The 23,304-nt window shown below is 33.7% G+C and carries 17 protein-coding genes and 1 tRNA gene; 15 read left to right on the forward strand and 3 right to left on the reverse strand.

Annotated elements, in window-relative coordinates; translation table 11 throughout:
• The first annotated feature begins 8 nt into the window (after positions 1 to 8).
• The 7 genes from ERX46_RS11055 (at position 9) to ERX46_RS11085 (ending at position 7,514) form a co-directional block, all read left to right on the forward strand.
• Positions 9 to 1,709, forward strand: a complete 1,701-nt coding sequence (locus tag ERX46_RS11055; RefSeq protein ID WP_130093930.1) for an ABC transporter permease — start codon at positions 9 to 11, stop codon at positions 1,707 to 1,709.
• Between the two features lie 859 nt (positions 1,710 to 2,568).
• The gene (locus tag ERX46_RS11060) at positions 2,569 to 3,324 is read left to right on the forward strand and encodes a hypothetical protein (RefSeq protein ID WP_130093931.1); all 756 of its coding nucleotides are present in this window, start codon (positions 2,569 to 2,571) and stop codon (positions 3,322 to 3,324) included.
• A 389-nt stretch (positions 3,325 to 3,713) separates the two neighbouring features.
• Entirely contained in the window at positions 3,714 to 4,016 is a 303-nt protein-coding gene (locus ERX46_RS11065) for a GIY-YIG nuclease family protein (RefSeq protein ID WP_130093932.1), read from the forward strand.
• Between the two features lie 1,018 nt (positions 4,017 to 5,034).
• On the forward strand, positions 5,035 to 6,087 hold the full coding sequence (gene ribD, locus ERX46_RS11070; RefSeq protein WP_130093933.1) for a bifunctional diaminohydroxyphosphoribosylaminopyrimidine deaminase/5-amino-6-(5-phosphoribosylamino)uracil reductase RibD: 1,053 nt from the start codon (positions 5,035 to 5,037) through the stop codon (positions 6,085 to 6,087).
• On the forward strand, positions 6,084 to 6,950 hold the full coding sequence (locus ERX46_RS11075; RefSeq protein ID WP_130093934.1) for an EamA/RhaT family transporter: 867 nt from the start codon (positions 6,084 to 6,086) through the stop codon (positions 6,948 to 6,950). Before ribD ends, ERX46_RS11075 begins: the two co-directional genes overlap by 4 nt.
• A gap of 66 nt (positions 6,951 to 7,016) precedes the next feature.
• Positions 7,017 to 7,286, forward strand: a complete 270-nt coding sequence (locus ERX46_RS11080; RefSeq protein ID WP_130093935.1) for an ATP-dependent Clp protease adaptor ClpS — start codon at positions 7,017 to 7,019, stop codon at positions 7,284 to 7,286.
• Positions 7,287 to 7,440: 154 nt separating this feature from the next.
• Positions 7,441 to 7,514, forward strand: a tRNA-Arg gene (locus ERX46_RS11085).
• Positions 7,515 to 8,216: 702 nt separating this feature from the next.
• On the opposite strand, the gene ERX46_RS11090 is transcribed toward ERX46_RS11085, so the two are convergent.
• A complete protein-coding gene (locus ERX46_RS11090; protein ID WP_130093936.1) occupies positions 8,217 to 8,678 on the reverse strand; it encodes a hypothetical protein in 462 nt (153 codons plus the stop codon).
• A gap of 527 nt (positions 8,679 to 9,205) precedes the next feature.
• Here ERX46_RS11090 and ERX46_RS11095 point away from each other — a divergent pair.
• Complete coding sequence (locus ERX46_RS11095) at positions 9,206 to 10,417, forward strand: T9SS type A sorting domain-containing protein (RefSeq protein ID WP_130093937.1); 1,212 nt, start codon at positions 9,206 to 9,208, stop codon at positions 10,415 to 10,417.
• A 170-nt stretch (positions 10,418 to 10,587) separates the two neighbouring features.
• Positions 10,588 to 11,025: a hypothetical protein gene (locus ERX46_RS11100; RefSeq protein WP_130093938.1), complete on the forward strand. Its 438-nt coding sequence runs from the start codon at positions 10,588 to 10,590 to the stop codon at positions 11,023 to 11,025.
• 296 nt (positions 11,026 to 11,321) lie between these two features.
• Here the strand turns inward: ERX46_RS11100 and ERX46_RS11105 are convergent, their stop codons facing one another.
• A complete protein-coding gene (locus tag ERX46_RS11105; RefSeq protein ID WP_130093939.1) occupies positions 11,322 to 11,900 on the reverse strand; it encodes an anthranilate synthase component II in 579 nt (192 codons plus the stop codon).
• A 726-nt stretch (positions 11,901 to 12,626) separates the two neighbouring features.
• Here ERX46_RS11105 and tnpA point away from each other — a divergent pair.
• Both tnpA and ERX46_RS11115 read left to right on the forward strand, forming a co-directional pair.
• Positions 12,627 to 13,076, forward strand: a complete 450-nt coding sequence (gene tnpA, locus ERX46_RS11110) for an IS200/IS605 family transposase (protein ID WP_130093940.1) — start codon at positions 12,627 to 12,629, stop codon at positions 13,074 to 13,076.
• Positions 13,077 to 14,427: 1,351 nt separating this feature from the next.
• The gene (locus tag ERX46_RS11115; protein WP_130093941.1) at positions 14,428 to 15,918 is read left to right on the forward strand and encodes an MDR family MFS transporter; all 1,491 of its coding nucleotides are present in this window, start codon (positions 14,428 to 14,430) and stop codon (positions 15,916 to 15,918) included.
• Between the two features lie 559 nt (positions 15,919 to 16,477).
• Here the strand turns inward: ERX46_RS11115 and ERX46_RS11120 are convergent.
• Positions 16,478 to 16,735, reverse strand: coding sequence for a hypothetical protein (locus tag ERX46_RS11120; protein WP_130093942.1), 258 nt, complete (start codon positions 16,733 to 16,735; stop codon positions 16,478 to 16,480).
• A gap of 29 nt (positions 16,736 to 16,764) precedes the next feature.
• On the opposite strand from ERX46_RS11120, the gene ERX46_RS11125 reads away from it, so the two are divergent.
• The 4 genes from ERX46_RS11125 (at position 16,765) to ERX46_RS11140 (ending at position 22,859) form a co-directional block, all read left to right on the forward strand.
• Positions 16,765 to 17,454, forward strand: coding sequence for a tetratricopeptide repeat protein (locus ERX46_RS11125; protein ID WP_130093943.1), 690 nt, complete (start codon positions 16,765 to 16,767; stop codon positions 17,452 to 17,454).
• Complete coding sequence (nth, locus tag ERX46_RS11130; protein ID WP_130093944.1) at positions 17,451 to 18,098, forward strand: endonuclease III; 648 nt, start codon at positions 17,451 to 17,453, stop codon at positions 18,096 to 18,098. The genes ERX46_RS11125 and nth overlap by 4 nt, the downstream gene beginning before the upstream one ends.
• Positions 18,099 to 18,274: 176 nt before the next feature.
• Positions 18,275 to 19,195 carry a DUF58 domain-containing protein gene (locus tag ERX46_RS11135; RefSeq protein WP_130093945.1) on the forward strand — a complete coding sequence of 307 codons (921 nt, stop codon included), beginning with the start codon at positions 18,275 to 18,277 and terminating at the stop codon, positions 19,193 to 19,195.
• A gap of 397 nt (positions 19,196 to 19,592) precedes the next feature.
• A complete protein-coding gene (locus ERX46_RS11140) occupies positions 19,593 to 22,859 on the forward strand; it encodes a choice-of-anchor A family protein (RefSeq protein WP_130093946.1) in 3,267 nt (1,088 codons plus the stop codon).
• Positions 22,860 to 23,304: the final 445 nt, after the last annotated feature.

The raw sequence follows: 23,304 nt of genomic DNA on the forward strand, positions 1-23,304 counted from the left end.
AAGATATTGTGAATAAAATCTATTACATAGCAAAGAAAATCCATAAAGGGAAAGGCGAAGATAAAAAAGTTTCGCAACCCATCACGCGAATTGCTCGCCTGAGTATTATATTGGCTATGGTCATCAATATCATAACCCTAGCTGTGGTTACGGGATTTCAGAACAAGGTCAAAGATAAGGTAATTGGTTTTGGTTCGCACGCTACAATTGTTAAAGCTGGTGAAAATTCTACTTTTGAAACGGCGCCTATTGTCTACAGTGATTCATTGGAAATGGCGGTAAGAAACATTCAAGGGGTTAAAAACATTCAACCATTTGCCTATAAACCTGCTTTATTACAGTCGGATCCTGATACCAATCGCTATAATGTGAACGGAATTGATACTTTCCAAGTGCAACAAGAAATTCATGGAATTGTCATGAAAGGTGTGGGTAAGACTTACGATTGGACTTTTTTTGAATCGCATTTAATTGAAGGTATTGTTCCAAATGTTAGAGACAGTATCCCGCATGATGAAATCATTGTTTCCTCCCAAGTTGCAAAGAATCTTGGAATTGAAGTTGGCGAAGATGTGAGTGTATTTTTCGTAAAAGCAACTCCTGTAAAGTTAAAATATAAAGTTTCAGGAATTTTTAAAACTGGCCTTCAAGAATTCGACGAACAAGTTGTAATTGGCGATATGAGAAGTGTTCAGCGCTTAAATGATTGGGGAATTCAAACTGCAATTCGAGTAGCTGACACGATTACGGATGATGGACAATTTGTTATTTATGCAGATGCCAGAGGTGGAAATGGAAACTACCGTCACGATTGGGGAAAAGGCTTCGAAAATGCGTATGGTTTTACTTATTGTGATGTTAAAGACACTGTAATTCGACTAATTAGTTCAGATTATTATTCTTTTGTAGACGGTTTTGGAGAATTGAATTCTATTCCTGACACTGCATATTTGAGCATAAAAGTCGAAGGAAATAAATATTTGCCTTGTTTTCCTAAAGACTTAGAAATGGGGCAAATTCAAAAAGAGTTTTTAAATAAATCAGGAACGAAATTCGCAATTAATATCAAAGGTGGAAAACGTGTTATTTTTGAATATAAAGACGGAAGAGGAAGTCACCAAAATTACATTGGCGGATATGAAGTTGAGGTGAATAATTTCGCTAAACTGGATGAAATAGCGGATAATATAAAACGTGCGATTTACTTTCAAGATACAGATGAACAAATAGAATATCGCGTGCGCACAATCTCAGAAGATCAACAAGAGATATTCTTGTGGTTGGATTTCCTAAATTTGAATGTGATTATCATTTTGGTTCTCATGTTATTGATCAGTACAATTAACATGGGTTCAGGACTATTGGTTTTAATCATCACAAAAACACAATTAATTGGATTGTTAAAAGCAATAGGAACGAACAATTGGGACATAAGAAAATTGTTTCTATATCAAGCGGTATTTATTATCCTACGTGCTGTCATTATTGGAAATGTGGTTGGAATTGGATTGTGTTTATTGCAAGATTATTTCACAATTATCCCATTGAATCCTGAGGTTTATTATTTAGATGCTGTTCCAGTGGAATTGAACTTTTGGCATATTGGATTATTGAATATAGGAACTATTGTTTTGTGCACCGCCGCTTTGATTATTCCTTCGTATGTGGTGACGAAGATCTCGCCTATCAAGGCTTTGAAGTTTGATTAGATAAAAAGGGATTCCTCAATGTAAGTCTTAATTCCTAAGAAAAAGTATTCCTTCTTAGACCAATAAAAAAGGGATTCCTCAATGTTGTGCATTTTCGGAATGACTGAGGAAACTCTTTTTTGGTTACTCCTTATTGTAGATGTTAACTCTAAGAAAATGTATTCACTTTTCAGACTAGTAAAAAAGGGATTCCTCAATGCTGTGCATTTTCGGAATGACAGTCGGTTGGGTAGTTTATTGGGAAAGAGGTGCAAAAGCGAAGCTTTTGCACCTCTTTCCCACCCCACTCAAACACCACATTGTCATTCCGGATGGAGTGAAACGACTGAGGAATCTCTTTTTTGGTTTACTCCTTATTGTAGATGTTAACCCTAAGAAAATGAATTCACTTTTCAGACTAGTAAAAAAGGAATTCCTCAATGCTGTGCATTTTCGGAATGACAGTCGGTTGGGTAGTTTTTGTGAGAAAGTAGATAAAGCTTCGCTTTTTCTGCTTTCTCACACCTCAAAAAAATACATATTGTCATTCCGGATGGAGTAAAACGACTGAGGAATCTCTTTTTTGGTTTGTTCCTATTGTAGATGGTAATCCTAAAAAAACACTTTCACTTTTCAGACTAGTAAAAAAGGAATTCCTCAATGCTTTGCATTTTCGGAATGACAGTAGGTTGGGTCTTTTTTTGTGAGAAAGTAGATAAAGCTTCGCTTTTTCTGCTTTCTCACACCTCAAAAAAATACATATTGTCATTCCGATGGAGTAAAACGACTGAGGAATCTCTTTTTTGGTTTGTTCCTATTGTAGATGGTAATCCTAAAAAAACACTTTCGCCTTTCAGACTAGTAAAAAAGGGATTCCTCAATGCTGTGCATTTTCGGAATGACAGTCGGTTGGGTGGTTTTTTGTGATAAAGTAGAAAAAGCTTCGCTTTTTCTGCTTTATCACACCTCTAATAAATACACACTGTCATTCCGATGGAGTAAAACGACTGAGGAATCTCTTTTTTGGTTTGTTCCTATTGTAGATGGTAATCCTAAAAAAACACTTTCGCCTTTCAGACTAGTAAAAAAGGGATTCCTCAATGCTTTGCATTTTCGGAATGACAGTAGGTTGGGTCGTTTTTGTGAGAAAGTAGAAAAAGCTTCGCTTTTTCTGCTTTCTCACACCTCTAATAAATACACACTGTCATTCCGATGGAGTAAAACGACTGAGGAATCTCTTTTTTGGTTACTCCTTATTGTAGATGTTAACCCTAAGAAAATGAATTCACTTTTCAGACTAGTAAAAAAGGAATTCCTCAATGCTGTGCATTTTCGGAATGACAGTCGGTTGGGTAGTTTATTGGTAAAGAGGTGCAAAAGCTTCGCTTTTGCACCTCTTTACCACCCCACTCAAACGCCACATTGTCATTCCAGATGGAGTGAACCGACTGAGGAAACTCTTTTTTGGTTACTCCTTATTGTAGATGTTAACTCTAAGAAAATGTATTCACTTTTCAGACTAGTAAAAAAGGGATGCCTCAATGCTGTGCATTTTCGGAATGACAGTCGGTTGGGTCGTTTATTGGGAGAGAGGTGCAAAAGCTTCGCTTTTGCACCTCTCTCCCACCCCACTTAAACACCACACTGTCATTCCGATGGAGTGAAACGACTGAGGAATCCCTTTTTTGGTTACTCCTTATTGCAGATGTTAACTCTAAGAAAATGTATTCACTTTTCAGACTAGTAAAAAAGGGATTCCTCAATGCTGTGCATTTTCGGAATGACAGTCGGTTGGGTAGTTTATTGGTAAAGAGGTGCAAAAGCTTCGCTTTTGCACCTCTTTACCACCCCACTCAAACACCACATTGTCATTCCAGATGGAGTGAACCGACTGAGGAAACTCTTTTTTGGTTACTCCTTATTGTAGATGTTAATGTTTAGAAAATGACAAGGCAAACTTTTAATTTTAAAAAAGATAGAATATTTTATTTTTATGTTTTGATATTTATTACTAACTTGATAAGTATGAAAACCACTAAATTATATTTCACGTACATGTTGTCCAATTATAGTAATAAATTGCTTTATGTTGGATCTTCTAGTAATCTTTCACAAAGAGTTCATAGGCATAAGATCGGATACTTTGAAGGCCACACAAAGAAATACAACATTAATAGACTAATCTATTTTGAAACTTATACCTCAATTGATGAGGCAATAAAAAGAGAACAACAGATTAAGAGTTATAATAGATCAAAAAAGAATAAACTTATAAATAAGGTGAATCCTCAGTGGAGAGAATTAGAAGCGCCCTTAAACAATTTCTAATATATTTAAAAGAGATTTCTCCACCACTGAAAATCACAGATTTTAAGCGCTGTTCGGGATGACAGCTGGTGAGGCGCACTTTTGGGAAAGAGTTGGAAAAGCGAAGCTTTTTCAATTCTTTCCCATACCAATCAAAGACATATTGTCATTCCGATGGAGTGAAACGACTGAGGAATCTCTTTTTTGGTTTGTTACTATTGTAGATGGTAATCCTAAAAAAAAACATTCCCTTTCAGACTAGTAAAAAAGGGATTCCTCAATGCTGTGCATTTTCGGAATGACATTCGAATAGGTGGTTTATTGGGAAAGAGGTGTAAAAGCGAAGCTTTTTCTGCCTTCTCACACCTCAAACAAATACACACTGGCATTCCGTATGGAGTAAAACGACTGAGGAATCTCTTTTTTGGTTACTCCTTATTCTAGATGTTAACTCTAAAGGAAAACAATCCCTATTCAAACTAGAAAAAAAGGGATTCCTCAATGCTGTGCATTTTCGGAATGACAGTCGAATAGGTGGTTTATTGGGAAAGAGGTGTAAAAGCGAAGCTTTTTCTGCTTTCTCACACCTCAAACAAATACACACTGGCATTCCGTATGGAGTGAAACGACTGAGGAATCTCTTTTTTGGTTACTCCTTATTGTAGATGTTAACTCTAAAGGAAAACAATCCCTATTCAAACTAGTAAAAAAGGGATTCCTCAATGCTGTCATTCCGATGGAGTGAAACGACTGAGGAATCCCTTTTTTGGTTACTCCTTATTGCAGATGTTAACTCTAGAAAATACGCATTCACTTTTTAAACCAATAAAAAAATGATTCATCCCGATTGTTTCATCGTAATAGTAACGACAGTGGGCTGGGTTGTTGTTGTTTATTTGGAAAAATAAAACACCTGTCATTCCGGATGGAGTGAAATGACTGTGAATCCCTTTTTGAATATTCCTAAATGTATATTCTATAGAAAAAGGGAGAGGATTGAAGAATATTTTTCTAATATATTCCTTAAATTGCACCCAATATGACGCAAAACGACATCGACAAAAAATACATGCAACGCGCACTCCAACTCGCTAAACTAGCAGGAGTCAACGCGGCACCCAACCCAATGGTAGGCGCTGTGATTGTTCACAATGACAAAATTATCGGTGAAGGTTTCCATCAAGAACATGGAAAACCACATGCTGAGGTCAACGCTGTGGATTCTGTAAAAGATATGTCTTTACTTTCTGAATCTACGATTTATGTGACTTTAGAACCTTGTGCTCATTTTGGAAAGACTCCTCCTTGTGCGGATTTAATTGTACAAAATAAATTCAAACGTGTTGTTGTGGCTTGTTTAGATACTTTTTCGGAAGTTTCTGGAAAAGGAATTCAACGCATGAGAGACGCGGGAATAACAGTTGAAATTGGTGTTTTGGAGTCAGAAGCACGTTGGTTAAATAGGCGTTTCTTTACATATCATGAAAAAATGCGTCCTTACGTGATTTTGAAATGGGCTGAAACGAGAGATGGATTTATGGACCGTTTACCTGAGGATAGAAATAAAGGAATTAACTGGATTACTCAACCTCGGATGAAAATGTATGTTCACAAATGGCGAAGTGAGGAACAAGCAATTATGGTAGGTTGGAAAACTATTAATAATGATAATCCACAGTTGAATGTGAGGAAAATCGCAGGGAAATCTCCTCATCGTTTTGTAATTGATCAAGATGGAAATGTTAATCTGAATGCTAAAGTTTTTCAAGATGGTGAACCAACAACTATAATCAGTTTAAAATCTGAAATTAAAGGTTTACCAGATCATGTTGAATTGATTACACTGGATAAGATATCCTCAGAGAATATTTTGTCCATACTATATGACAAGAAAATGTTATCCGTTTTTATTGAAGGTGGCGCTCAAACGCATGCACATTTCATTGAAGATGGTTTGTGGGACGAAGCTTATCAACTCATAGGAAGTTCTACTTTTGAAAATGGAATAAAAGCTCCTACCCTTTCTAATAAAACTTTAATTTCAAGTGAGCATATTGGGAAAGACATCATTCAACACTTTCGTAAATCATGATTTATTTACTTTTAAGCATTGCCAGTTCCACATTGATTTTGGTGTTTTTTAGAGCTTTTGAGCGATTTAAAATCAATGTCTTTCAAGGAATCGTATACAATTACATAACTGCTTGCGCGGTAGGATTCATACTTTTCGGTGATGAATGGAAACCAGGAGATTTATCAACAGGTACATGGATTCCGTATGTATTTATTGTTGGCGCTTTGTTCATTGGTTTATTCTTAATGATGGGGAAAAGTTCTCAAGAAAATGGAATTGGAATTACTTCGGTAACGGTAAAAATGAGTTTGGCAATTCCTGTTGTCGCGGCTATTTTCCTTTATAATGAATCGGTTTATTTAACCAAAATAATAGGCGTTATCACAGCATTGATTGGCGTATTTTTAATTACCTATCAAAAGAAAGTCGCTAAAGACAAGGGGAGCAAAGGTAAACTATGGTTTTTAATAGTTTTATTTATCGGAGGTGGATTACTGGACACGCTCATAAACTACGTTGAAAAAGTAGCTATTGGTGAACTCTCTTTGGCTCTATTTTCAGCCATTGGATTTGGAATTGCTGCTTGTATTGGTTTATTCATTATGTTGATTAAGGTTTTGCGCAAAGACATTCAATTACAAAAACGTGCTATAATCGGTGGTTTCTTGCTAGGAATACCAAATTTCTTCTCAATTTACTTTTTAATGATGGCAATTAGATTTTCAGATTTATCGGATTCTGTTACTTATGCAGTAAATAATACTGGGGTTGTAATTGCTTCTTTTATAGTTGGAATTTTAGTTTTTAAAGAAGCTGCAACTCCTTTAAAGATAATTGGTGGAGTTGTTTCAATTGCTGCGATTTTGCTTTTGACTTTGTGAAATTAATTGGCGGTGATTAATTAATAGTGTATTTTTGCATTATCAAACCAATGGAAAAAAGTTAAGATGAGTACAGAAACATTATTTGAGGAAGAGGTTGTTGAAAAACAAGTTGCAGAACATAATTTAATCGTTTATAATGATGATGTTAACACATTTGATTATGTTATTGAATCATTAATTAAAATATGCAAACATGATTCTGTTCAGGCGGAACAATGTACAATGTTGATTCATTACAAAGGCAGATGTGACGTTAAATCGGGTGAATTCGAAAAATTAACTGGAATGTGTACAGGATTGTTAGATCGTGGAATTTCGGCAGAGGTAGAATAAATTTTTGTTCTTTATCTACTGATTTACAAGCACATTAAAATTAAGCCAAAAGAAAAGATAATTATTTTCCATATTCCACTTGTTTTTGGAAAATAAAGAGTTACTTTTGCACTCGCTATGAACGATTAGCGAAAGATTAAAAAACATTAAAAATGGCTCTGTAGCTCAACTGAATAGAGCACTACATTACGGCTGTAGAGGTTTCAAGTTTGAATCTTGACAGGGTCACTAAGAATAAAAGCTTTCACTTTAGTGGAGGCTTTTTTCATTTTATATTTTATCTGATTCCGATTTTTTTCGGGACAAGCAAATATAAAATGAAAAAAGACTGGCATTCTGAAAGAATGTAAAGATTTTATTCGGAATTCGGAGCGTTAAACGATCTGTAATCTTGACAGGGTCACTAAGAATAAAAGCTTTCACTTTAGTGGAGGCTTTTTTCATTTTATACTTTGTCTGATTCCGATTTTTATCGGGACAAGTAAATATAAAATGAAAAAAGACTGGCATTCGGAAAGAATGTAAAGATTTTATTCGGAATTCGGAGCGTTAAACGATCTGAAATCTAGACAGGGTCACTAAGAATAAAAGCTTTCACTTTAGTGGAGGCTTTTTTCATTTTATATTTTATCTGATTCCGATTTTTATCGGGACAAGCAAATATAAAATGAAAAAAGACCAAGAATCCTAAATCCCAACATTGCCCGCACCCGACAACTGATATTACACAAGATTACTAAAATCTCGTAATCATTATTAGCATAGGATTATATCCTGCGCTAGTGCTAAACATCCGCCAGCTGACGGATGATAAAAAACCAGATCATCATCTACATTTAAAAATGATAATCAGACTAAAAAAACAAAAAGCCACACCGCTAGGGTATGACTTTTTATTATAAAATTATTTGAATCTAAATAGACCTTCTATTATCTATCAAGTCTGATTCCTTTTTCATTGAAAAGCATTTTTGATTGAACATCTGCTTTTTTCACACGTATTTCATACGTTTTAACATCATTTTCTTTGATTACAAATGCTTTTTCAACTTTATAATCAAGATATTCTTCTTGTTTTAAAGCTTCAGTAACTGCTGGCGGCAAAAGTGTTAACTTCACTTCTTCGTGCTTAACTAATGCACTTGTTTCATGAACTCCGTCAGCATGAGTACCATCTGATGGATGCTCTGCATCTGTTGATGGATGTTCCTCGTTAGAATCGTCTCCTGCTGGATGTTCTGAATCAGATGGATGCTCATCAGAATGATTCATGTGCACAGTGTCATTAGATGCATCATCTCCAGCCATGTCATCATTTGAATCTGAAGAACATGAAGTGCTCATCAATGCTGCTGCTATTACTCCTGTTAATACAATCTTAGTTAATTTCATCTCTTTAAAATTTAGTTTTTTGTGTTAATTAATAGTTAAACATACGAAACAGAAATCATTATTCCTAACTATGATAAAATCTTAGCATTGTAAACAAGCTCGAATTCCTAAAATATTTAAGTTAAATAAATCTTATAAATCCAAACACAAAGACCATTATATCAACCTAACAACAAGGGTTTTGCACTTATCTCTACAGATAAAATTGTTCCGATCAAACATCAATTCAAGTGGTTGATTTTAAAAGTTAAACTTCTTAAAAATTTAACAATTCTTCTAATTTGGACATCTCAAATTCTAGTTAAATTATGAAAAATTTAATTTAAGAATGTTCTACCCAATATTCAAAAATGAAAGCAATCGAGAAAATCAATAGTGGCTACAAAACGCAAAGATATATTTAGCTGTAGATTTTAAAACTCTCATGTTTAGCCGAATATAAAATAAATGGTGAATTTATTCAAAATTATGATTATTTATTTCCTCAATAAATAAGTATTTTACTTAATTTAGTCGAAATTTTAGGTATGAAAATCTACTACTACACTGCACTACTAATCTCACTTTTAATTAGTTACAATGTTAATTCTCAACATTCTGTAATCGTTTCAAAATTCTCTTGGAATGATATTTCGCTTGATCCCACAATTGCTGATGTGGGTCCAAACGCGTTAAGTATTTCATCAAGTGCTAAAGTTGATGTTAATGGTTATGGCGGAACTACAGGACTAAATGCAGGGCTTCCTAAAATGGATATTATAATGATATTTACAGATAATCCAATCTTTAACCTGGATGGAATTGAACTGTCAGTCGCATATCAAAGAGATGAATCTGTTGGAACATTTATGAAAAGAGGAAGTTACTTTTCATTTTTAGACGCTTCCTTTTTGACAGTTAAGTTTAGACTCAAAGATGAGACAAATACACCAAATTATATTGATGTAAACGCTGGAAATGTGTATCCTATTCCAAGTGATGGAGTTTTTAGAGTTTATAGATTTAGATATAATCAATTTACAGGAGTAGGAACTTTAGACGTCGACGGAGATATTAAGTGGACATATAATGGAACGCCTGGACAAGTTATGGATTGGTCGAACGGAGGAAATATGACCATTGGAACAACCATGGATGGATCAGGTTCCAACAGAACATTTTATGACGAATATATTTTATCAGAAGTTTTATCAGCCTATCTTCCTATTGAATTAATCTCATTTTCTGCTCAGGCAGATGAATATAAATCAGTGGTTAATCTGAATTGGGTAACAGCCTCTGAAACAAACAATGATTTCTTTACCATAGAACGCAGTAGCAATGGTTTAAATTGGGAAACACTTAGTAATATTGATGGAGCAGGAAACAGTAGTTCAAAATCAATTTACTCTTATTTAGATAAGAATCCTTTTTATGGAGTTTCGTATTATCGCCTGAAGCAAACTGATTTTGATGGTCTATTTGAATACTTTCCAGTAAAAAGTGTAGAATGCAATTTTACTCTTAATTTTGAAATGTCGCCAAATCCTATTCGACAAGGCGAGGTGATTCATTTTAAAGAATTGAATACACAGAATCAGAATGCGGAGCTTTTAATTTATGCATCAAATGGTGTTTTAATAAAAAGTATAAAAATATCCAAATTTGAATCAAATATTCAACTCAAAAATAACTTAAAGCCTGGAATTTACTTTGTGATATTTGAAGGAGCAAGAAAAAAACTAATAGTTAGTTCGTAAAAATGATGTCCAACTTAAAAATTGGATAAATTAAAAGTCTAAAGTATTTTGGAAGTAATGCTTTAGAACTGTCTTTAGAAAATTCCAACATTTTGTAAAACAGTATTTTAAAAAAATAATTACCCATCTAAATTTGCATTTAATGACCTTGTTGTGTATTTTTAGGGGTAATGAAAACTCTAAACCACTTTTTCATAACAATTGTCTTGCTGACCGGTATCATTTTTACTGGCTGTGAAAAAGATATTGAGGCTCCCAATGACGAATGTAGTAAGCTAATAGGAGAATGGGAATGGAGTTATTCAACGGCTGGTTTTGGATTTCCTATAAAAACACCAAAAACAGAGGACTATAATCAATCTATTAAATTTGATAAAAATGGAAAGCATTACCTATTCATTGATGAAGAGATTAGTCAAGTAAGCCAATTCTTTTTTAAAATATCACCTTCAATTTATGAAACAGGAAATGATTATTTAATCTACTACTTTAATGATAAAGATTATAAAAAAGAAATTTCACATTCCTTTGAATTTGCTGACAACAGAACATTAGTATTATCAGAACAGTGTTATGATTGTTATTCACATGTTTACTTGAGGAAATGAAAATCCAAAGTTGCTATATTTTGTTGATCGAAAATGAACCACGACGGACTGAAAGTAGTATAGATTCAAATGAGAATAAAATTCTATAACTAACAATAGATGTTAGATGTTTAGATTTTAGACGTTAGACGTTAGACGTTAGACAAAAAAAGACGTTAGATGTTAGATGTTAGATGTTAGACAAATTTTAGTCTTTTGTCTTTTGTCTAACATCTAAAATCTATTTTTTGATATGAAACTTTTTAGAAGCCAAAGATGGATGCACTGAAGCGCATATTTCTGTGATCAATAAATCTCTACTTGATATTCAAAAAGTTATCAATTAATTCTTTACCATATTCAGTTAACACCGACTCTGGATGAAACTGAACGCCATATAGTTTGTACGTCACATGTCTCAATGACATTACTTGGTTATTTTCATCTCTTGCAGTAACGATTAATTCTTTAGGGAAATTTTCATTCGAAATAATCCAACTGTGGTATCTTCCCATCTGAAAAGATTGAGGCAGACCAAAATACAATGGATCATTCGCATCAACAACAGTCAATTCAGTTGAAACGCCATGATAAACTTGAGCTAAATTCTCCAATTCCCCACCAAAGACCTCCCCTATTGCCTGCATTCCCAAACACACTCCCAACATCTTCTTATGTGGAGCATGTTTTCTAATTACTTCTTTTAAAACACCAGCATTTTCTGGTAAACCCGGCCCTGGAGAAAGTACAATCGTTTCATATTTATCAATTTCATCCAAAGTGATTTCATCATTCCTAAAAACATCCACTTCATACTCCCCACTTGATTCTATATAATGAACCAAATTGTAAGTAAACGAATCATAATTGTCTAAAACAAGGATTTTATTATTCACTTGCCAAATATAGAAATAAACAAAGTTTTGAATTAATAAATGTCATGGAATATATCGAAACTAAGTAGCATTTAAACAATTAAATTATTATTAATCACTCATCTGCAGAGGTTTTATAAAAAATGTCGATAAAAGAAATAAAAATACAGAGGAATGATATATTAAAAGTTGACAGACACAAAAAAAAAACCAAAATTCCAGCGGAACGACATTTTAATAGTTAACAGACACAAACCAGCAAAACAAACCAAGTTCCAGCGGAGCAACATATTAATAGTTGACAGACACAAACCAACAAAACAAACCAAGTTCCAGAGGAACGGCATATTAATAGCTCAAAATAAAAATCAATAAAACCAAACAAAGCTCCAGAGGAGCGACATATTAATAGTTGACAGAAACAAACCAAAGTTCCAGAGGAACGAAATATTAATAGCTCAAAAATAAAAACCACCAAAACCAAACAAAGCTCCAGAGGAGCAACATATTAATAGTTGACAGATACAAACAAAAAATCAACCAAAGTTCCAGCGGAACGACATATTAATAAAACAACGCAGCGCCTTATTCCCTCCACTCTATTCAGCAATAGTAAAAATATAATCATTTATTCATCAATACAGTATTCACTATAAATCCCATTGAAATAAAAAATAAACGAATTAAATTACTGGTAAACTCATTTATTTCACTACCTTAATTTAGAACCTTTAAATCACTTAAATTATGGCTAACACATATTCTCGAATTTATTATCACGCAATTTTCTCTGTAAAAAACAAAGATTATGGAATTCATTCAACATGGAAAGATGAATTATACAAATACATTACAGGCATTATTAAATCTAACAATCAAAAAGTTATGATTATTAATGGAATGCCTGACCATGTTCATTTATTAATTGGAGCAGTACCAGATTTTAATCTATCAGTTCTAGTAAAAGAAGTAAAATGTAATTCTTCAAAATGGATAAATAAAAACAATTTAACCAAAGCTAAATTCAGATGGCAAACTGGTTTTAGCGCATTTTCATTAGGATATTCGCAATTACCAATGGTTACAGAATATATTAAAAATCAAGAAATTCATCATAAGAAAAGAACATTTCGAGAAGAATATCTTAAATTTTTAGACCTTAACGAAATCGAATATGATATACGTTACGTTTTCTAAATCAATTTAGATAAAGCAGAAAAATATGTCGCACCTACGGAGCTTTAAAATCATAAATGCATTAGGTTGATACTAATATTCCACCCCTAAAGGGGTTTTTAGAGACATTAACCATTAAATGGATTAAGCTTCCTAAGGAGCGGCATATCAATAATTAAAAGAAACAAACCAAGTTCCAGAGGAACTGCATATCAATAGCTCAAAAATAAAAACCACCAAAACCAAACAAAGCTCCAGAGTAACGGCATATTAGTAGTAGACAGACACAAACTACCAAAATCAACCATCCAATCACAACTCAAGCTATGGACGAACAACATATCATTAATTAACAGAAGCCAAGTTCCAGATGAACGAAATATTAATAGCTCAAAATAAAAATCAAAAAAACCAAAAAAAGTTCCAGAGGAACGACATATTAATAGTTAACTGATACAAACTACAAAAATCAACCAGCAAATCGCAATTCAAGCTATGGACGAACAACATATCATTAATTAACAGAAACCAAGTTCCAGAGGAACGAAATATTAATAGCTCAAAATAAAAATCAACAAAACCAAACAAAGCTCCAGAGGAGCGACATATTAATAGTTGACAGACACAAACTACAAAAATCAACCAGCAAATCACAACTCAAGCTATGGACGAACAACATATCATCAATTAACAGAAACCAAGTTCCAGAGGAACGGCATATTAATAGCTCAAAATAAAAACCAACAAAACCAAACAAAGCTCCAGAGGAGCGACATATTAATAGTAGACAGACACAAACTACAAAAATCAACCAGCAAATCACAACTCAAGCTATGGACGAACAACATATCATCAATTAACAGAAACCAAGTTCCAAAGGAACGGCATATTAATAGCTCAAAATAAAAACCAACAAAACCAAACAAAGCTCCAGAGGAGCGACATATTAATAGTAGACAGACACAAACTACCAAAATCAACCAGCAAATCACAATTCAAGCTCCAGAGGAATGACATATTAATAGTTAACAGACAATCCAAAAAAACAAACCAAGTTCCAGAGGAACGAAATATTAATAGCTCAAAAATAAAAACCAACAAAACCAAACAAAGCTCCAGAGGAGCGAAATATTAATAGTTAACAGAAACAAACTACCAAAATCAACCATCCAATCACAACTCAACTCAAGCTCCAGAGAAGCGGCATATTACTAAAACAAAGCACTGCTTTGCTGTCTCTAGTCTGCTCACAGATAATTCAAACATTACCTAAACCCCACCATTTGTCAAAACATATCAAATCTTCTATTAGTCCATTCTATAAAACGACTAAACCTAATTGAAATCTTAACTTTGCTAGTCGATAAAAAAAATGGAAGTAGAAAAAAAAGAACTCAACAGAAACTGGATTTTAGCCGCCTTAATGATGACTATGATTCTTGCAGCGATGGACAATACTATTGTTGCAACTGCAATTCCACAAATCGTAGGTGATTTAGGCGGATTTTCTTTATTCAGTTGGCTTTTTTCTATTTATCTGTTAATTCAAACCATTACAATTCCACTTTATGGAAAACTGGCAGATTTACTGGGAAGAAAACCAATCATTATCTTTGGAATAATTATTTTCTTATTGGGATCAGCGGCTTGTGGATTTGCTTGGAATATGCCATCATTAATCGTTTTCAGAGGTTTACAAGCTGTTGGAGCTGGAGCAATCATGGCCACAGTTAATACTATTGCAGGAGATATTTACACCATTGAAGAACGTGCAAAAATACAAGGTTGGCTTTCCAGTGTTTGGGGAATTGCCGCGATCTTAGGGCCAACACTAGGTGGAGCTTTAGCAGATTATGCATCATGGCGCTGGATCTTTTTCATCAATATTCCATTCGGTATTTTATCAATCATTTTAATTGTAAAATTCTTACACGAGGGAAAAACTTTAAAACGTCCAAAAATAGATTGGGCTGGAGCAATCTCAATGTTAATCACGGCGACAGTTATTATGTTTACCCTTCTTCAAAGTGGAAAATCTTGGCCATGGCTTTCCTTCACAACACTTGGGTTTTTATCGTTGTGTACCCTTTTGATTTACATAACAGTTCGCATTGAACGTAAAGCTGCCGAACCTATTTTACCAATTTGGGTTTGGAAAAAACGTGCAATATTAGGTTCAAACTTAGCAACAATAGGAATGGGAATGATTTTGATGGGACCAAGCATGTACTTACCCGTTTTCGCACAATCAGTAACCGGAGTTGGTGCAATTGCAGCAGGATTTATTCTCGCAAGCATGAGTATCACTTGGCCGCTCTCATCTGCTTTATCGGGTAAACTCTATTTAAGAATTGGATTCAGAAATACTGCATTGTGTGGAATTATAATTGTAGCAATTGGAACATTTAACTTTCTTTTTATTCAATTCCCGGGACCTGCTTGGTCTTTGGTTACTATTCAAATGATGATGGGTGCAGGGTTTGGATTAATTTCCACTCCATTATTGGTCGGAGTTCAATCAACCGTTGAATATGAGCAGCGTGGAGTTGTCACTGGAGCAAATATTTTCTCTCGTTATTTTGGACAAAGTTTAGGAGCAGCAATATTTGCAGTGGTTTTCAATTATGGAATTAAATCAAAAATGGAGTCGGTACCTCAAAGTTTACAAGCTGAATTACCAACAGTCAATCAAGTGGTCGATGTTATGCAATCCAAGGAAACTAGCGCTGAATTGCGTTTATTCCTCCGTGAGATATTCTTTGATTCTACACATTCCGTTTATGTTGGAATTACAATAATGGCAGTAATAACTTTTTTGATTCTAATTTGGACACCAGCGAAGTTTCCTACGATAAGGAAATAGATTATTACGACTTAGATCTAATCATCGTCAAATTTTGCATTGATGATATCTGAATTAAAAGACTTCAATAGAAATAACCGTTCGGATCTGGAAGCTTTGATCAAACATGAGAAGATTAATCCCTTAGGCTTACTCATGTAAATATCCTTCAATCAAAAAATCAAAAATTTTATGTTTTCCGAAGGATCTATTTTACTTCTTTAATATGAATTTATGGATCTTCCGCTGCCGTGTTAATAGGTTTCTATATTGGAAGTAAAGAAATATAAGAAAGGTTTTGCGATTTAAGTGAGTAACCCAATCATCCTTTAATACTAGCAGGATCCCGCATTAAAATTTATTTGCAACAATTTGACAAACGAATTTTTAACCGGGAATGACATCACGGCAAGCTCACCACGACAAGTTCTGTGCAACGCTATGCACCGCAGACTTTATTCTAACGTCAAAATCTAATGATTGATATAAAGGTTTTTAGAAACTAAATCTAGATATGCTAATTTACATGGTTTTAACTATTTCTGAGCCCAATAAACTTACCTAATCAAGATTGAGATTTTCAACTATTCTTATTCTCAATAAACATTTTCGCAGCTTGAAATTGTTCTTCAAACTCCGATTCTTCACTCCTTTGGTACATTTCCATTTCTGAAGTTAGCATATCTTGAATTTGTAGTTGCTCGAAATACTTTTTTGCATGAACAAGATGGATTAAAAAACGTTTACCTACTAGTTGAACTTCTTCGAACGTGGTAAATGAAGTAACTTTGTAAAAAGACTTATTGTCAAATCGTTTTCTATATTGGGGAAAGTCCATATTTTTGTATCATTAATTAAGAAACGCAAATGTATATTAATTCAGAACATAAAAAAGCGCAAGAGCTATTGGATGAGCAAAAGTTTGAAAAATCTTTGCTTGCTTTCAATAAAGCTTTGACACTAGATCCAAATCATCCGGATATTCTTTCGCATAGAGGAGTGCTTTATTTGCACTTGAATCAAAAGAAAAAGTGTATTGACGATTTAGAGTTATCTCTTCGTTTAGATGAAGATTATGGCTTTCGTTATGCTGCTTTGGCTTATGCAACAGATTATTTTGGAGATATTGATGCTGCAATAGTTTTGTACGAAAAAGCGGTTCAAGTTGATCCGGATGATGCTATTTCTCATAATAACTTGGGATTACTCATGGAGAAACGCGGTTATCAGAAAAAAGCGAAAGACAATTTCGAAAGAGCGGATAGACTTGCAGAAATTCAAGACGACATGCTGGGTAAACTGGATGAATTAGAAGCTAGAGAAGATAATTTTATTTCTAATAATGGACAGCAAACTAACGGTCAGCAGAAGAAAGACAATCCACTTCCAAAACCTGGTTCTCAAATGAAACCTCAAGGTGAACGTTTACAACCTAAAAAGTTAGCAACAGATTCACCGAAAACTTTTGGTTCAGTTTCTAAGGATTTAGTTACTGACAAAAATGTTTTTAAAGAGTTTGTGGCATTTGTAAAGAATGGATTTAAACTAAAGAAATGACCAAAAAAGAAAAGGCAAAATTTATAATGGAAGAATTGGACAAAGTGTATCCCACCACCCCAGTTCCACTTGATCATAAAGATGAATTTACTTTATTAATTGCTGTTTTATTATCGGCGCAATGCACAGATGTTCGTGTGAATTTAATTACGCCTCATCTTTTTGCAAAAGCCGATAATCCTTATGACATGATTAAACTTTCTATCGAAGAAATTCGTGAGATTATTAAACCATGTGGACTGTCTCCTCAAAAATCAAAAGCTATATTTAATTTATCACATATTTTGATTGACAAACATGACGGAATTGTGCCTGATAATTATGAAGATTTAGAATTCTTGCCAGGCGTTGGACATAAAACGGCTTCTGTCGTAATGTCACAAGCTTTTGGTTATCCTGCGTTTCCTGTTGATACTCACATTCACCGTTTGCTTTATCGTTGGGGAATTACGAATGGTAAAAATGTAACACAAACTGAAAAAGATGCAAAAGCAATCTTCCCAGAAGAAAAGTGGAACAAATTGCATTTACAGATTATATTTTATGGCAGAAGTCACTCGCCAGCGAGAAGTCCGAAGTTGAGTGTGGATTATATTACGGAGGCGATTGGGAGGAAGTCGGTGTTGAAGGATTATAAACCTTAAAAACAATTACGAATTTTTTAATTACGAATTACGAATTGTTGGGCGTTGAGATGACTCGGTGTTAGGTGAAATGACTCGCGGATGACATGGGATTTAAAAAACGCGGATTAAAATAGATTTTTTTAATTCGTAATTCGTAATTATTTCATTCGTAATTTAATTATTATCTTTCCCCCATGGCTGAACAAATTAACCGTGAATATTTAGAGCAATTTGGGAACTTAGAGGTTCTTGCTAAACAAATTGTTGAAGGTTTTATTACTGGACTTCACAAGAGTCCTTTTCATGGGTTTTCTGTTGAGTTTGCCGAACATCGTTTGTACAATACTGGAGAATCTACCAAACATGTAGATTGGAAATTGTTTGCCCGAACGGATAAACTTTTCACAAAGAAATACGAAGAAGAAACGAATTTACGTTGTCAGTTTGTTTTGGATACTTCGAGTTCTATGCATTTCCAACATGATGACAATTGGTCCAAGTTGAAATACAGTATTTATGGAATCGCTTCTTTGATGGAGTTATTGAAACGTCAACGTGATGCTGTTGGTCTTTCTCTATTTACAGATAAATTAGATCTACATACTGAAAATAAATCTTCGAATACACATCACCGTTATATCTTATCAGAATTAGAAAAGTCACTTCATAATTACGAAGCAAAAGAAGCAAAAACCACTGAATCTGTTCAGGTTTTGCACGACATTGCTGAATTGTGTAAACGCAGAAGTTTGATTGTTGTATTTTCTGACATGTTAAATGATCCAGAAAATAAAGACAAACTTTTTGAGGCACTTCAACACTTGAAGCACAACAAACATGAAGTGATTTTATTTCATGTTGTGGATAAGAAAAAGGAATTAGATTTTCAATTTGAAAACCGTCCGTATACTTTGGTGGATATGGAAACAGGTGAGGAAATGAAATTGATTCCTGGAGAAGTAAAGGAGCATTATATCAAGCAAGTTGGTGACTATTTCAAGGAGTTAGAACAGAAATGTGGAGCTTATGGAATTGACTTTCATGAGTTGGATACGAATAAGCCTTTGAATGAATTGTTAGTTCAGTTTTTGAATAAACGCGGGAAAATGAGATGATATTTAATTATTAATGGTTAATTATTAATGGTTAACGTGTTGGGGTAATTGGCAATTGATAATTTGGCAGAGTGTTTATTTGAATAAAATATTATTTATTAGGGTTAACAAGTTAGGTCGTAAAACAATAATATTGACTAACTAATTTACCAATTACAACCATTAATCGTATCATTCAATTTTTAGTTAATATAGAACTCTTGCAAAGAGGAAAAAGGGATTTCTCTGGTGCTTAAAATCTTAGATTTTGACAACAGTTGGAATAACAGATCATAGGTGGATTTTCAATGCAGTACATAAAGCACCTCAAATCATATCATTATAGAAAATAAATAGGTAATCACATATTATCATCTAATTAAAAACATTACATTTATGTAAATAAATTTACATTATTATGGTTAGAATCTACCTTAAGTTGAATTTTTTCTTGTCAGCAATTGTCATTTTATGTTCGACCTTAACATTCGGTCAAAGTCCTACACATCTTGCAAAAGGGTTTAACGTTTTTATAGAAAACGACATGACACTTTCTACGAATGAGTCGGAAGGACCGGTTGCTTGTGGTAACGACTTAATATTAAAAGGCAATTATCAAGTAGCAACAAACCACAGTGGTAACTTTTTGGTAAACGGAACTAAGATTGGACTTTTGGTGGGTGGATTAGTAAAATATGAATCAGGAAATCAATTATATGTAAATCAAAACACGTATGTAAAAATTGGAAATAGTCAAGGTTCAAATGTTTGGTATTATGATCAAAACAATGCTGCTTCACCTATTCGAATTACACCGAGTTCAAACTACAATTCTTCTCCGAGAATCATGCTACAGGCAAATTCCAATCAACTCGGTGTTGGAGTAAATAATAATCCCGTATTTGAAGGAAATCTTGTAGATTTCTCTAATGCTTTTCAAAAAATGAGAAGTATTTCTTCAAGTATAGCACAATGTTCTGGAAATGCTCAGTTGACAAATCCTAACGGTCAACCCATTCCAAACACAAATCTTCCAAGCCAAGTTAAAATCAATCTTCAGAACGGAATTAATTATTTGAATGTTACTGGAGCTGACATGAATAATGTTCAAGTATTTACATATAATCAGCAACCTAGCGCTTCTAAGGTTTTAATTATCAACGTGAATGCGCCAGGAAATTTCAACTGGAAAGTATGGAACCAAGCAGGTGTTGGATTTCAAAACTGCCCTTATATTTTATATAACTTCTACAATACAACTAACTTAAAAATCCAAGGAAACTCGACAATTGAAGGAACTGTTTATGCTCCTTTTGCAGACATTGAGAAAATAGTAAATCAATCTAATATAGAAGGACAAGTAATTGGTAAGTCATTAAATCACAAAGGAGGTGAAATGCATTATGCGCTTTTCGCACCCTCTATTACGGGTTGCGCGCCAGCTCCAGGAGTTTCACCAACTTCAGAATTTAATACTACAAACAGTTCTCAATGCTTAAATGACAATCAGTTTCAGTTTAATAATACATCCAACACCGGAAGTGCTGTTCAACCCTCTGCTCCATTAAGTTATTTATGGGATTTTGGAGACGGTACAACAAGTACAGACATGAATCCTTCAAATATTTATGCTTCTGCAGGCACTTACACTGTTACTTTAACGACTACAAATACATACGGAAGTGATACTGAAACATTACAAATAACAGTTCACCCAACTATTGATGCAATAGTTACTGTAACAACAACAGGCGTTGGAACGAGTACAGTTACCAAGTACTTTACTTTAACCAATAGCAATCAATTTAGTAATTTTTTATGGGAACTTTCTTCCATTGGATCAGGATTGTTTGTTAATCAAAGTAACGTGAGTTTTGACTTTACACAAGCTGGATATTATGAAGTTATTGTTACGACAATTGATAACAATGGCTGTGAAAACACCAATATGATTCCTGTTGTTATCGCTTCCGATGAAGTAAGTACAGGAAATAATGGTGGTTTAGAAAGTGAAAGTTTAGGAGATGCTGTATCAAAACAATACGCTAATCGAAAAATGAAAAGCATTCCTACCATATTCGATAAGCAAAGCGCTTTAAAGTATAATAAAATCGAATTATTGTCTAACGCAACAAAAGGGGGAGGCAATAGCCAAACACTTTTAGAAATGTTTCCAACAGAATTAGAAGTTGGAGATAATGCTTACATTTCTTCTCCTACAGATATTCTAGATTACACTACAGCGGAAGAAGTTTTAAGCGTAGACTTTTCTATTAATGAAAAAACAAGAGGTGTTGTTTTAGGTATTAAAACAATTGACAAAGTTTACAATCATACCAAAGCTTCATGTGACAGATTAAATGGCGCTGAAATTCTAAACGTTAATACAGTTCAAATTGAAGGTTATAATTTCCTTGCACAAGCTATAAAACAAAGAAATGGAGATGTGGAATATGCTATTTCTTTTGTAGTAGGAAAAAATGAAGATCAAACAAATTATTCTCTTCAAACGAATTGGTATGTAAATGAGTTTACTAAATCTGATGAAGTTTATAATTTCCAAGTTTGGACTACTTCGCCAGAAGAGACAAATAAGTTAGTCAAAGATATTTTGAATAATTTAATTTCTAATACAAACATTGATCAAACTGAAATTCAAAAATTACCTAAAACTTATGCAGCGAAAGTCTCTAGAGAAGGTATAGATATGGTTATAAAACTTAAAAGCACCGCTGTAGAACAAAGTATTGAAATTTCGATGGAAGAAGTTTATACTGAAACTGGTGGATCTGCTTTAAGATATAATCCTTTTAAATCTGAAAGAGAACAAATTGTAAGTTTTGAAATTAAAGATGGCTATGAATATGATGCTTTAATAAAAGTAAATGGAGAAATTCAAGATGCTTTTTATCATGCAGATGGTAATTGGGGATTAGATTTTGACCCTACTTTTACTACCATTGAAGAATATACTGTTTCAAATGATTTTGAGAGAGTTTATGAAGAAAACGAAATGGCGATTCACAGGAATGTGCACATTAAAGCACACAGTGAATTTGATTACTTAACGCTTTATAAGTCTTTGTTACCAGGAAATACTCCTGAAGATTATTCAGCTTATAAATTCTTATCATTCACAGCTAAAGGAAGTGGATTACTTGAATTAGGTTTAGTAAAATCTTCGGTTGAGAATTGGAAAAACCAATACAAAGCAACTATAAATGTGTTAGAAGAGGAACGTACCTATTACATTCCTTTTGATTACTTTAATTCTACAGGAACAATGCAAACCATAAAAGCAAATGACTTAACTATGTTAACGTTTACTTTTCTTCCCGTTGAAGCTGAAACAAATGATTTAGACTTAACTATTGAAGGTGTTAAGTTCACAAAATCTGCTCCTGATGGTTATCAAGAATTCCTAAGCACGATGAGTAATGAATTTATCGTTTATCCTAATCCGTCAAATGGAAACCTTAAATGTGTTCTTTATAGCGAAGAAGAAAGTGATGCGAAAGTTACACTTCATGACATAACTGGGAAAATTGTTTATTCTGCTCCAGTTAAATTGACTAAGGGAAGAAATGAATTACAGTTTGATTTAGAAAAACCAAAAGGTGTGTTGTTCTTCAATATCACAAGTTCTAAAACGAATTTCGGAACGAGTAGAGTGATGTTTAAATAGAGTTTAAAGGTTATTTAAATAGTTATTAAACGTATGAATTAAAGTCCAGACAGAGATGTTTGGACTTTTTTGTTGAGATAATTATGATAACTCAAATTTATAAATTGCAATTTAAATTCTAATTTTAATTGTTTTATTTTAAGAAAACAAGTCCGTAAAGGTGATACTCTGACTGCATCTTTTCAAAAGAAACCGAGCGAGAGGATTATCCTAATTCTTTAGGGGGAAAATCAAAGGAATGGAATCTTTTAGACGCTATATGATTTTGTGTGGATAATCATTTTAATGGGTTGCAAAGCTAAGCCTTAATTCTTTTAAAAGGGATTCCTCAGTCGTTGCACTTCATCGGAATGACAGGGTTTTCGAGCGTTAGGTGGGAAGAAGGTTGCTGAAAACCCGCACATGATCTGTCATTCCGAATGATGACAAAATCTATGATTTTCGG

This window comes from Brumimicrobium glaciale, assembly GCF_004152935.1.
GTDB lineage: Bacteria > Bacteroidota > Bacteroidia > Flavobacteriales_D > Crocinitomicaceae > Brumimicrobium > Brumimicrobium glaciale.